At 51.1% G+C, this 12,640-nt stretch carries 9 protein-coding genes; 5 read left to right on the top strand and 4 right to left on the bottom strand.

The features are described from left to right. Positions 1-1,719, top strand: a complete 1,719-nt coding sequence (locus IMCC3135_RS22150) for a hypothetical protein (protein ID WP_088919578.1) — start codon at positions 1-3, stop codon at positions 1,717-1,719. Between the two features lie 3 nt (positions 1,720-1,722). Here the strand turns inward: IMCC3135_RS22150 and IMCC3135_RS22145 are convergent, their stop codons facing one another. Further along, on the bottom strand, positions 1,723-2,655 hold the full coding sequence (locus IMCC3135_RS22145) for a hypothetical protein (protein ID WP_088919577.1): 933 nt from the start codon (positions 2,653-2,655) through the stop codon (positions 1,723-1,725). A 242-nt stretch (positions 2,656-2,897) separates the two neighbouring features. Between IMCC3135_RS22145 and IMCC3135_RS22140 the strand changes: the two genes are divergently transcribed. Both IMCC3135_RS22140 and IMCC3135_RS22135 read left to right on the top strand, forming a co-directional pair. Continuing rightward, entirely contained in the window at positions 2,898-4,331 is a 1,434-nt protein-coding gene (locus tag IMCC3135_RS22140) for a mannose-1-phosphate guanylyltransferase/mannose-6-phosphate isomerase (RefSeq protein WP_236994634.1), read from the top strand. A gap of 230 nt (positions 4,332-4,561) precedes the next feature. After that, complete coding sequence (locus IMCC3135_RS22135) at positions 4,562-5,101, top strand: acyltransferase family protein (RefSeq protein ID WP_088919575.1); 540 nt, start codon at positions 4,562-4,564, stop codon at positions 5,099-5,101. A gap of 47 nt (positions 5,102-5,148) precedes the next feature. Here IMCC3135_RS22135 and tnpC read toward each other — a convergent pair whose 3' ends face one another. Next, a complete protein-coding gene (gene tnpC / locus IMCC3135_RS22130) occupies positions 5,149-6,624 on the bottom strand; it encodes an IS66 family transposase (protein ID WP_088919187.1) in 1,476 nt (491 codons plus the stop codon). A gap of 117 nt (positions 6,625-6,741) precedes the next feature. Here tnpC and IMCC3135_RS22125 point away from each other — a divergent pair, with 117 nt between their 5' ends. Then, positions 6,742-7,299, top strand: a complete 558-nt coding sequence (locus IMCC3135_RS22125) for an acyltransferase family protein (RefSeq protein WP_088919574.1) — start codon at positions 6,742-6,744, stop codon at positions 7,297-7,299. Between the two features lie 118 nt (positions 7,300-7,417). Here the strand turns inward: IMCC3135_RS22125 and IMCC3135_RS22120 are convergent, their stop codons facing one another. Next, positions 7,418-8,644: a glycosyltransferase family 4 protein gene (locus IMCC3135_RS22120; protein ID WP_088919573.1), complete on the bottom strand. Its 1,227-nt coding sequence runs from the start codon at positions 8,642-8,644 to the stop codon at positions 7,418-7,420. Beyond that, entirely contained in the window at positions 8,641-10,257 is a 1,617-nt protein-coding gene (locus tag IMCC3135_RS22115; RefSeq protein ID WP_157736185.1) for a heparinase II/III family protein, read from the bottom strand. Before IMCC3135_RS22115 ends, IMCC3135_RS22120 begins: the two co-directional genes overlap by 4 nt. A gap of 231 nt (positions 10,258-10,488) precedes the next feature. On the opposite strand from IMCC3135_RS22115, the gene IMCC3135_RS22110 reads away from it, so the two are divergent. Continuing rightward, a complete protein-coding gene (locus IMCC3135_RS22110) occupies positions 10,489-12,636 on the top strand; it encodes a bi-domain-containing oxidoreductase (RefSeq protein ID WP_088919571.1) in 2,148 nt (715 codons plus the stop codon). Positions 12,637-12,640 lie beyond the last annotated feature (4 nt).

Genomic DNA, 12,640 nt, shown 5'->3' with positions numbered 1-12,640 from the left:
ATGATCATCATAACGAAGCAGAGTCTTCAGATAGCAGGAGGTGCCTTGTTTGGCGCCATGCTTGCAGCCATATCCTGTCAAACACAAGCTGGATCCTATATTTTTGGAAATCAGCTTCCCGGTGGTTTGACATATCCAAGTGGATACTCAGGCGATGGCGGCGCGCTTGAGCTCAAGGTGTGCATTACACCAGGCACCGCTTATGCGAATGAGATGGTTCGCCCTGTAATGAACAACATCGCGATCTGGAATAAGCAGGAATCCACAAGTTCCAACCTGCGTAATATGCCATTGCCTTCCAATTCCATTGATTTTGAGTCAGTGTCACTGCATGAAATGGGACACTGCGTTGGCCTCGGGCATCCTAATATGGGATTAACGTCATCCGTGTCAGGCTCAGACACCGACTTTACGCAATCTAATACAGGGGCAGATTCTGTTTATGGTTTCAGTGCCGGAGTGGATAACGTAATAGGTTCAGCAGATGATGTGCGCGGTGATGATGTGAATTTGCATTATTTCAATCGTGATACCAATAATCCATTTGCCGAAAACAGGATAGTGGACGCTTCTACCTACACACGTGATGAGACGGACCTACCCGTAGGTGATTTATTCCCTGCAAATGCGGATAGGAGTGTTTCTTCATTATCGCGCTATCGGAGTCCGTTCACGGAGGCTTCGATGCAACAGGGGACTTTCGGTGCGGAGATACAAAGGACCCTGGGTCACGATGATGTCTCGACTCTGCGCTATGGCAGAAGTGGGTTGGATGGTGTTCAAGGTAGTGCTGACGACTATACGGTAGAGCTGGTATACGGCGGTATCAGTGCTGCACCCGATTGCGATATTTCAGTGGCAATGGATTCAAGCAAAACCGGCGTGGCTGTCTGTTCGGTCTCGGCCTCGCTGGTTGCGGGGGATGCAAGAATAATCAGCGCTGAAATATATTTCAATACGGAAGTAGATTGGTATTTCAACGATTCTTCGCCATGTAATGAATCAGTTGCACTAACCGCCACTGTCTGGAAAATGATGTCATTACCTTGCCTGGTAGGAGTGTCGACGTCGGATACTGTGCAGGATGTGCTCTTCGATGATCTGGGTACTGTCTTTCCTGATGGTACTACCAACTATGATACTGACTGGGTTGTATTCGAATACGAATACCTGGAAGATGGCAGTAGTGGTGGTCTCATTGGTAAATACGAGAAACTTGCTTTAACCGACTCGTTGAAAAATGGAATTGGCTACTGGGTCATTACCAATGAAAGCGGCAAATCAATTGATGTACAGGGTGAGTACAGCTCTCAGGTAGACACTCCCCTTTTCGTTGATGTATCAGAGCCGGGTACGCAAGGTTGGAATATGGTCGGAAACCCATTCCGTTTTCCGGTGGTATGGGCAGATACTCTGGTCGTGGATACCAATGGTGATGTGTTGTTTCTGAATGAGGCAGATCCAGCCGTGGCAGGAGGTGCTGCATCTGCTTCTAGCGGTGTTATCGGTGGTACGGCATGCACTGATACATCGCCTCCGGCAGCGAACTGCAAGGTTGCACAATATGCCTTCGTATATAACGACACAACGGGGAGATACGATACGCTAAGCACTGCCGCAGGCGTTCTGGATGCCTTTGATGCAGCGTGGGTTTTTGCCGGTGGCGCGGATTACGCTATCCGGTATCCGATGTCATCGCTCGAGCGAACCACCCCATAGAAATCAACCGCCCGGAGGTGCGGGAGGGGTTATGACGACGGTCTGGTTGCTGTTGTTTTCCAGAGAACTTATCTCAGAGCAATTGACAGTATCCAGATCGGTGTCAGAACCGATTAGCACGTTGTCGCCTTCAGCACCCTGGACAGTCAAGGTGGAGCTATCTGTTGCAGTGACAATCAATGTTCCAGCTGTTGGGCAGAATATCTGGTTGGCTGTCATGTTCGGTGAAGTGCTCAAGTCGAACGTGAAACCAAAGCGAGAGCTGTTGATGTTGGATTCAACACTTATAGTGGATTGGGCGTTCTCTGTTGCTGTCTTGCCGTATTGAAGCGTTGTTACAGTCAGATCGCCTTGGTTGTCATTGATGATCAAAGAGTCGGAGCTGACTGACACTTCATTGTCCGTCGATACAGTCAGGAATCTGCCTTCTATAGTCACTACGCGTTGCCCATTTTGAATGGCAAACCCGCTTTCGTAACGGACGTCGATATCCCTCGTCTCAGCCGAGGTATCACTGCCATTTGTAGTGATTGACAATTGACCAGTCAAGGGGCTTGACCCCGTCGCAGACAATGAGCAGTCCGAGAAGTTGAATTCTGTTTGTGACTCTTGAGCCAAGGCGGTGTAGCGACCACCGCTGGCGCAGTCTTGCTCGCCAATCGATAAGGTGAGGATCGATTCTGGAATCACGATGCTCGTGTAGTTCAGGGTATCAATGAACTCAAGTACATCAATCCCCAGGTTTCTTGAATTAAGCGCCATGATAAGTGGGGTGACGGTCGGATCCGTGTCAATGACCTCGCCTGGCTGATCGACAGGTGTATCGCCATCATCAACTGCCGGCGTGCCGTCTGAGCTACTGCAGCTTGCTAGAAGGATCGTCAAGGCGGTAAGAGCCCACGGATTTTTACAACCTTGAGGATTTCGTACGTTCATAAGCAGGCTCCTGATTGCAGGGAATTAAGTCAAGATTGTCAACGACTTGTCAATCGAAAGCAATGAGGCCGATTGAATTAAACCATAATCGGGTTGTATCCTGAAATTGTTCAGACGAATACGAGCGACAATCGCTGATGTGCAGGAAATCTGGTCACTGTAACGCAGCTTTCGTATAGCCACTGTGTTCTACAATGCATGTGCTTTACTATCCATTTGTGATTTTTGAGGAGAGTTGTCCAGTGACTACAAAAAAGTCCGCATTCGTACCCGTCATACTCGCCGGTGGATCTGGTACGCGCTTGTGGCCGCTCTCGCGGACAGACCAGCCCAAGCAATTCCTCACATTGGGCAGAGATTTATCCCTCATTCAATCAACCGTTGCGCGATTTGCCAATTCAGAGGCATTAGCCCCGTTGGTAGTTTGTTCAGAAAGACACCGGTTTCTCGCTGTTGAACAATTGACCGAGGTTCTGGGTACTCAGTTCTCGATTGTATTGGAACCTGCTGCGCGTAATACGGCTCCCGCTATTGCCTCGGCGGCCTGGCAGGTGATGCAGAACGACCCCGATGCGGTCATGGTTGTCCTGCCGGCGGACCATATCATCGATGATGCTGAAGACTTTCTGGCCAGTATCGAAAGAGCGGTCACCATCGCTCAAAATGGTGCCTTGGTAACTCTGGGAATTGAGCCCACATCACCGGAAACGGGCTATGGCTACATCCAGTCGGGTGATCCGATGGATGACACGCTGGATGCACCTCGCATCGTCAATCGGTTTGTCGAAAAGCCAGATCGTATTGAGGCGCAAAGACTGATCGCTAGCGGTAATTGCTTCTGGAATGCCGGTATCTTCATTTTCAAGGCCTCAGTGTTTCTGGATTCTCTGAAAAAGCTTGAGCTGGAGATGCATGAGCACACCCGAGTCTGTGTGGAAAATGCGACTCTGGATCTGGAGTTTGTTCGTCTGGAGGCCGAATCTTTTAACCAATGCCAGAACATCTCGGTTGATTACGCGGTCATGGAACGAGCCGATAACGTGGTTGTTCTGCCTTACAAGTCCGGATGGTCCGATATTGGTAGTTGGGATGCGGTACACAAAGCTACCCAGCGTGATGCCGATGGTAATTCAGGAGTGGGCGATATCTTGCATCATGACACGCAAGATACCTATCTGCACTCCAGCTCGCGTCTGGTGGTGGCGATAGGTACCCGTAATATTTCTGTGATTGAAACCTCCGACGCTGTATTGGTGATTGATCATTCCAATGCCCAAAGTATCAAGGCTGCCATTGAACACCTCAAGAGTCAGAAGCGAACAGAAATAGATACCCACACCGTTTGCTATCGACCCTGGGGCCACTATGAAAGCCTGAACCTGCACCCTCGGTTTCAGGTGAAGCGCATCAGTGTCAAGCCGGGTGCGAAGCTGTCACTACAGAAGCATTTTCATCGTTCAGAGCACTGGGTGGTGGTGTCCGGTACCGCCATAGTGACCAATGGCGAGAAGGAGATATTGCTGACGGAGAACGAATCCACCTATATTCCTTTAGGTACCATGCATCGCTTGCATAACCCCGGCACCATTGCATTGGAGCTTATCGAGGTGCAAACAGGCTCTTATCTGGGTGAGGATGACATCGTGCGTGTTGGCGATGAATACGGGCGTGCCTAGCTAGGGCGCTCGAACCAATTGCCTGATGCTCTCTAGCATCTGCTTGGCCAGCATGACTCGGGAGTAGAGCGGCGCTGCAGCAATGCAGTTCTGGTTCAGCTTCTGGCGGTGTGTTTGGTCGCACCACCAGGCCGTAGCCGGTATCTTGGACAATCTGAGTCGCCAAAAGTCGGACCGCAGCATTGAAGATCCGACTGTAATGGGCAAAATAACGATATGGTTAGCTGGGCATGAAACGAATAATTGAACTAGATGCTTTCCGAGGGCTAGCTGCCTTGGCAATTGTTTTCTCGCATATTCTTGTCATGCTGCCTGAGGTTGGTGATGCCTCGCCAAAACACTCCATGTTCATTCAGATTGTTTCATTGCCACCGTTTCGTGCGTTATGGGGTGGTTCCGAGGCGGTCGTGTTCTTTTTTGTGCTTAGTGGCTTTGTGCTGGCAATGCCTTTCTATCACGGTCCAGTAAAAATAGTCCCGTTTTTGATAAAGCGATTTATTCGTATCTACCCAGCTTATATTGTAGCAGTAGCACTGTCATGGCTGGCTTATATAGGGTTCGCCTCAATCGCAGTAGACGACTATAGCCAGTGGTTTCACCAGATTTGGCCTGACTCCATAAAGCCGAAAGACATTCTTGGTCATGTGTTACTCGTCGGTAGCTTTGATAACGACGTTTTCAACCCCGTTCTTTGGACGCTGGTTATGGAGATGAGAATTGCACTGATCTTCCCGGTCATCATGTGGCTAGTATTGAGGTACAACGCGTAACCGTTCACGGCCCCGCATGCGGGGTGTAGGAACCGCAGCTGATTCTTTCAGCTAGTCGCTAACCGAGGCGTATCAAACGGAAAGCGCACTTTCACCTCGCCCTCAATCATCGACTGGTGACACGCGATGCGGATAAACTGATAGCTTGAGATCCCTATCCGTTGTGCAGTGCCCACGATGCTCAGTATCAAGGGACGAAACTGATCGCCTTGATAAGATTGGGTGGCAAAGCTCAACTTGCGCCAGATCACATAGGGCCGAAGCGCACGCTCAGCGCTATTGTTGTCTAGCGGGATCCTGTGATCTTTGAGAAAGGTCCAACACATAGATTCTCGCTTGAGAAGATGTTGGCATTGACGTTTGGTTCGCCCATCGATTCGTAGCCGGGCACCTCGCTCCAGCGTCTGGTGAAAGCTGCGGCGTAGTCGCTGCATTCGCCGGTAATAAACGGCCTCGTCGATGAGTTGATCTTGCCATCGATGTCGGGTGCGGATAACCGCGTGGGCAAGTAATAAAAGTCGGCGTCCGATCTTGCCGCCATTGCTTACCCGTCCAGCAATATCGATGAATTTTCGAATCAGGTGCGGCCAACACAGTTGACGACGACTTTCCGGTACACGGTTATAACCCACGTAGTCATCAGTGACCAAATACCCTGTGAATTCGCCTAACAGCCTATCGGCAGCCTCTTTGCCGCGCGAGGCCTGTGTCAGGAAATAGCAAGCTTGCACACACACTAACGACCACAGCCAACGGCACTCATTGCCGCGAAAATGCCGTGTTTCATCGGCATGCGCCACGGGTTGTTGGCGAACAAAATCGCCAATCTGTCGGTACGGGTCGCCTAATGCGCTCGTCGCTTTTGCCTGAGCCTGAGAGAGGGCACCGAGACTGAAATGCAACTGCCAGTGCTCAACCAGATAATCCTGAATATTACGAATCGACAAATGATAACGCCCGGACAGATGAGCGATAAGTGCCACCAGATTGGGGCCCATCTGCCCCGAAGGCACGCTATCGGGAGTCTGGGCGCAATGATGTTTGCCACACCCGTTGCATTGCCCACCGAACAGCTGATGCTCAATCACTGAAAAACGCACCACCGGGATATCAAACACCTGGTGACGACAGCGTGGCTCGGGATCGACAAAAATAGAGCCACCACAGCCACAGGCCGCGGTCGGAAAATAGCGCTGAATCTGATCGACATCACTTTCGGGTACCAGCGGGCGTTCGTGCTTTTCATGACCCGGCTGCGCACCCTTTCGTTTTGTAGATTTGGGTTTCTTTTTTCGGTTGGCTCGTTGCGAGGTGGAGTCTGAAGAGGGTGGACGGGAGGAGTTACGCGAGCTTTTGCCCATGCGTTCGTTCAGCTCTCGAACCTGTTCAACAAGCTCCTCATTTTGCGCTTTAAGTTCTGAGACTATCGATTCTAACTGACCGACCACACCCCACAATTGCTCGATCTGAGTGCGAGCCTCATCAAGCGTTTGGGGTGGATTTAATAGATGAGGATCGGGCACGATGATGGCTAATAAACTCGCAGGGCCTTTTCTTCAGAATAGCCTACATAGTCAGAAAACGCTATTCCAACGCCGTGAACGCTTACGTACAACGCTTGGGTATGCCTTGCGTTCGCTATGGGTTTGTATGTGGTTGGGCGAGGGGGGCATTGGTACACCAACTCTTCCCTCAATTATGAAAATGATTACTTACTTACCTTGATGTTTGTCTATCAGTTTTTCGCGGGCGCGATTCTTGCACGACATTATCGGATGCTTCTTACTGTAGTTTCCTCACTAAGGCCATCGCTGCATTGGTCATTGTTAGGACTTGGATTTGCATTGATTCAATACGATGCGTTTTTCCCATCTGAGGCTCAAGAGGCGATAATACGCGTTTTAGGGCAATTGCCGACGACTCTAGGTGTGGTTATCTTGCTCGTGATGGCTTGTGCGAACACGCGCTTACGAAAAATATTACAGTATCCAAGCCTGCAGTTTATTGGGAAAATATCCTACAGCTTCTACCTGGTGCATGCCATTGTTCTACTTTCATTGGCACATCAATTTCATGGTCTGCTGTCCTACTGGGCAATTAGTCTTGCTACAGTTGTACTTTCTGTCGTTATTGCATGGGTTTTGTTTTTAGCGGTTGAAAAACCAACGATGGCCTTAAGTAGAAGACTGGCAAAATAGCAGCATAGGTTCAACAGAAGAATATCGAATCTGATCAAATTATAGCCAGCCACATCCACTGGCTTTTCGTAACTTACCGACTACGCTTTTCACCTATTGGCGGTGAGCATGAGCGTGCCTAGGGCACTCGAACCAACTGCCTGATGCTCTCTAGCATCTGCTTGGCCAACATGACTCGGGAGTAGAGCGGGGCTGCAGCAATGCAGTTCTGGCTCAGTTCCTGGCGGTGCGCCTGGTCGGCTTTCAGTTGCAGGATCGCCTGCTGCAGGGCTTCGGGATCTTCTGGTCGTACCACCAGGCCGCAGCCGGTATTCTGGACAATCTGAGTCGCCTCACCTTCAGGCACGCTCATGATGACGGGTATGCCCATGCCCATGCATTCAAACAGCTTCGAGGGTATGACGGAGCGAAAAAGGTCTTGATTGCGCAAGGGAATCAGTGCAATGTCACAGATACTCCACAGCTCTGGCATGCAGGATTTGGGTTGCATGGGTATCAGGCGAACGTTGGTCAGATTTCGTCTCTGCACATCAGCTTCCAGCGCCGAGCGTGCGGCACCACCACCTGCAAACAGGAACACGACGTCCTGGTCATCTTGCATGCGGGCGGCGGTAGCAACAACGCTGGGGATGCCATGGGCCATACCATGCGTGCCGATATAGCCAACAACCAGCTTGTCCTTCAGGTCGTACTCTTGAACCAGGTTCTCGCTTTTGGGTCTGGGTAGGTACTGAGACAAGTCCACCCCATTGCAAATGACCGCTATTTTTTCGGCGGGTATGCCACGCTCAATCAGCTCGCGCTTGAAAGATTCTGTGACGGGGATAATGAGCGCTGCCTTGCGATAGAGAAACATCTCCAGTCGTTCCAGTAGACGGATGGTTCTGCCGCTTTTCATGACGCCGACCGCAGTTATCGATGCCGGCCAGAGGTCGCGCAGCTCAAACACGTAGGGGCGTCGACGCAGCACTGAAACCATATAGCCTGCGAGAGTTGTAAAAAATTGTGGCGAGGTCGCAATGATGACATCAGGTTTGGGCTGAAACAGGGAAACAAGGGTTCCCATGACCATGAAAGAGAGATAATCCAGTGTCCGCCTGATAAATCCTTCGTTAGCGGTGATATAGGTTTTGACGCGTACCACGCTCATGCCTGCCATGGTCTCTTTCTGGACCCAGTGGTTGCAATAGCCGTCGAATAATTTGCCAGCAGGAAAGTTGGGAGCGCAAGTGACGATGGTCACTTCATGCCCATCGGCCACCCATTGCCGAGCGTGCTCAAAAGTACGGCTGGCAGGGGCATTGGATTCGGGCGGAAAATTATCCGAAAGGAAAAGGATTTTCATGGGTTGAGCGGGGCGTTCTTCCAGGCAATTTGGGTGACGATCTGTGCCTTTTTAAAAGTGATGGCGATTCGGTTTGACGGGATGGACGCGCCAAAGCAAGGATGCCAGGTCGAGGGTTCAACCTGCATTATTCCACCGGAAGTCCTTAGTTGCACGGTTTGTCCAGACTTCATTCTCAATTCGATGCCTGTGGGTGAAATGTCGACATGGATATCAGGGTGAAGGTGGAAGTAGGCGACTGCAGAGTCGAATGGCCCAGTCAGTTTATCGGTAATTGTGAGTGAGCCAGGTCCAAAAGACCACTGTCGAGAATGGATATTTTTGCCCGCCAGACGACGATAACCCGAGTGTGCCGCAAACACCTGCGTGGCATTGTAGCCGATCGTGGATATATCCACCTTGACATCAAACGGTTTGGCACGACGTGCAACACGAAACCCACTCCAGACTTCGCTTGAATTCCGATTATTAACGACAACCGTGTTGTGACTGGCAGTGCCCCGCTGGCGAAGTCTCTCTGGACCCGTGCCATAAACAGAGGTGCCGGAATTACACAGCAGGCGTTGTCCGAACAGGGAGAGTTCGAAGGTCAGTGAGTCTGCGTGTGCATGCCCGGGAATGTAATCAGGTCCGATATTGCCAACATCCATGATGCAGCACAGTTCCTGACTGTGGAGTGTGACGTATCCGGAGTGTTTGGCATAGTGAGCGGTACCGGCTGTTAGAGGCAGCGCCAAATCCAGAGATTTAGCGTAGGCGGCGAGTTCCTGATAATCGGGGGCTATATCCATCGCCGCATCATTGAACAAACTGATTTGCCCGTCTGGATGCTGCATATTCAGCAACCAGGCAAACATGTCTTGAGCGACTTTCGTCAGCGTATTGGTGAACGCATCAGGAATCTGTTGTGGGTAGCTGCGTGCCAGGTTGATCAAATCCAGTAAATCAGCCAATGCGATGCTGTGGTACATGGGGGACAACTCAAAGTGTCCGCCGTCCGCCAGTATCTGTTCGGGTATTTCTTTCTGGAGTATGGACAGGCCTTTATTCAGGCAAGCCTCATGGTGCTCCAGATAGCAGCCTGCGTAGACCAGTGCCTTGGCATTGGTGAACAGGTGATTGCCCAGAAGATGATATTCCAGTCGTTTGAATAAATATTGGGCTTGAGTAGCCAGGCTATTCAACCAATGCTCTGGCACGGTTTCCAGTCTTTCGAAAAACTGAATCCAGTTGATGATTCTCAAGGAGAGGGGGTAAGGCTCCCAGCCGTTTCCTCCGCGCTCGGGACCAGACCCCGGATTGTCTGCAATCCAGTTTTCAATCAACGCGGTGTGATGCGAGCTGCGTTGCGCCCATCCAACGGCATTCAGGTCGTCAAAATAGTGAACATTATATAAAAAGAGCTTTTCCTTCGTCTCACAATTCCAGTCTTTGGGCTGTTGAATCTGGTGCTCATCACCCAGAAATTTAAACACGCAATCGGCTAGCAGCGCTCTGGACGTCGACTCGCTGCGGGCTGTTTCCAGGCCAGAGTCGGGGACGAAAATACTCTGTTTGGCAGGCACGAAGCGCGTCATGGGACGCGTGTGTGTGCGTACTTGTGCGCCGCTCACCGGCCGAACGTGGGGGTGATGCAGGCGGAACCAGATTCGTCCGTAGATCTGAATGGGTTTTAGATATCGGAGCGTATGCAGCAGAAGTAGAATTTTTTTCACAGCTAGCCTGAAGATCGGGTGATATCACAAAACGCGACAGTATAAATGCACTGCTGAACAGTGCAGCCAAACACAGACTGTATACTCTGCTCTCAATTTACATCGTGAATCAAGGAAACAACTCCAAAAATGAGACAGATACTTCAAAACCTGTCCAGCGGAGAGACTCGCCTGGCGACAGTACCCGCACCGTCACTGGCAAGCGGCGAAGTTCTGATCCGGACGCAATGTAGTCTGATCAGCATCGGTACCGAGCGCATGATGGTCGAATTTGGCAAAGCCAACTTTATTGACAAGGCGCGACAGCAGCCTGAAAAAGTCAAGATGGTTTTAGAGAAGGTCGGTACCGATGGTCTGGCCGCGACCTATGAGGCGGTCAAAAGCAAACTGGATCAGCCCATGCCGCTGGGATACAGCAATGTGGGTGTGGTGCTGCAGTGCGGTTCTGGTGTCAAAGGGTTCAAACCCGGTGACAGGGTTGTCTCCAATGGTAATCATGCCGAGGTGGTGGCGGTGCCTGAGAACCTGGTGGCAGCCATTCCCGATGATGTCAGCGATGAGTCAGCCACCTTTACGGTTTTAAGCGCCATTGCATTGCAAGGCTTGCGTCTGGTGGCACCTACGTTGGGTGAGCGAATCGTGGTGATTGGTCTGGGCGTGATCGGCTTGCTGACGGTGCAATTATTACGGGCACAAGGCTGCCGAGTGCTGGGAATTGAATTTGATGAGTCCAAGCTGGCACTGGCGCGGCAGTTCGGCGCTGAGACGGTCTCCTTGGCAGCCGGCGAAGATCCGCTGGCAAAAGCGTACAGCTTCTCCGGTGGCGAAGGGGTTGATGCCGTGATTATTACTGCCTCAACCAAATCGGATGAGCCGGTCAGTAATGCGGCCAGAATGTGCCGACAGCGCGGCAGAATAGTTCTGGTGGGGGTTGTCGGACTCTCGCTTAATCGTTCTGAGTTCTATGAAAAGGAATTGACCTTTCAAGTCTCTTGCTCATATGGCCCCGGACGTTACGATCCGCGCTATGAAGGCAAGGGCATGGATTATCCGATTGGTTTTGTCCGTTGGACTGAGAATCGAAATTTTCAGGCGGTGCTGGAAATGATGGCAGAACAGCGACTGGATGTAGCGCCCTTGTTAACGCATCAATATGCCTTTGATCAGGCAGTTGAAGCCTACGGTTTATTGACCAGTGACAAAAATGCAATCGGCGTCTTGCTGGATTACAGAACCGATGAGCCCGTTGATTTATCCATGCAGACTGTGTCGTTACCAGTCAAGTCAAAGCATGCCAGCTTGAGTCAGATCGTCTGTGGATTTATCGGTGCGGGCAATTACGCCTCGCGTACGCTCATACCCGCCTTCAAGAGTGCGGGTGTGACACTGGACACGGTGGTGTCCAAAGGCGGTGTCAGTGCGACGCATCACGGCGAAAAGAACGGATTCAATCGGGTTAGTACCGATGCTGATGAAGTTATCTCAGCTGAAAGCATCAATCTGGTCTGTGTGGTCACGCGTCACAACTCACATGCAGGATATGTTCAGCAGGCCCTCGAAGCTGGCAAGCATGTTTTTGTCGAAAAACCGCTGGCCATGACGCACCAGCAGTTGGCAGATATTGACAAGGCCTACCAGGCCAGTCAGAGCAAGGCGGCTGCACCCGTATTGATGGTGGGTTTCAATCGACGCTTTGCACCTCAGGTGCAGAAAATGAAATCACTGATGAATAGTGTATCGACGCCCAAATCCTTGATCATGACCATGAATGCCGGGGCTATCGAGGCCGATAGCTGGGTTCAGGATGAGGAAGTTGGCGGTGGCCGTATCATTGGTGAAGCGTGTCACTACATCGATCTGATGCGTTTTCTGGTGGGAGCGCCTATCACCAAGGTGCATGCTGTGTGTATGGGGAGTCATCCGGGCGTGGATGTAACCACGGACAAGTGTTCAATAACGCTGTCTTTCGAAGATGGCTCGTTCGGCACCATTCACTATCTGGCCAATGGGGGCAAGGTGTTCCCGAAAGAGCGCATTGAGGTGTTTGCGGGTAATGCAGTTCTGCAGTTGGATAACTTCAGGAAACTTCAGGGGTTTGGTTGGCCAGGATTCAAGAAAATGAATCTGCTTCGGCAGGATAAAGGCCAGGCCTCTTGTGTTCAGACCTTCGTTGCGGCAATGACTGGCGGTAGTGCCAGTCCTATTGCCTATGAGGAGCTGATGGAAGTGGCCCGAATATCTATCGAGGCTCACGAGCAACTGGTCTCTGTCGACTGAGTAA

This window comes from Granulosicoccus antarcticus IMCC3135 (assembly GCF_002215215.1).
Classification (GTDB): Bacteria; Pseudomonadota; Gammaproteobacteria; order Granulosicoccales; family Granulosicoccaceae; genus Granulosicoccus; species Granulosicoccus antarcticus.
The sequence above is the reverse complement of the archived record's forward strand: the minus strand, read 5'-3'. Positions and strand labels throughout refer to the sequence as shown.

Bases quoted from the DNA above. Each gene is read 5' to 3' on its own strand.
- IMCC3135_RS22120 (WP_088919573.1), bottom strand. From the start codon at position 8,644: ATGAAAATCCTTTTCCTTTCGGATAATTTTCCGCCCGAATCCAATGCC.
- IMCC3135_RS22125 (WP_088919574.1), top strand. From the start codon at position 6,742: ATGGGTTTGTATGTGGTTGGGCGAGGGGGGCATTGGTACACCAACTCT.
- IMCC3135_RS22110 (WP_088919571.1), top strand. From the start codon at position 10,489: ATGAGACAGATACTTCAAAACCTGTCCAGCGGAGAGACTCGCCTGGCG.
- IMCC3135_RS22150 (WP_088919578.1), top strand. From the start codon at position 1: ATGATCATCATAACGAAGCAGAGTCTTCAGATAGCAGGAGGTGCCTTG.
- IMCC3135_RS22135 (WP_088919575.1), top strand. From the start codon at position 4,562: ATGAAACGAATAATTGAACTAGATGCTTTCCGAGGGCTAGCTGCCTTG.
- IMCC3135_RS22145 (WP_088919577.1), bottom strand. From the start codon at position 2,655: ATGAACGTACGAAATCCTCAAGGTTGTAAAAATCCGTGGGCTCTTACC.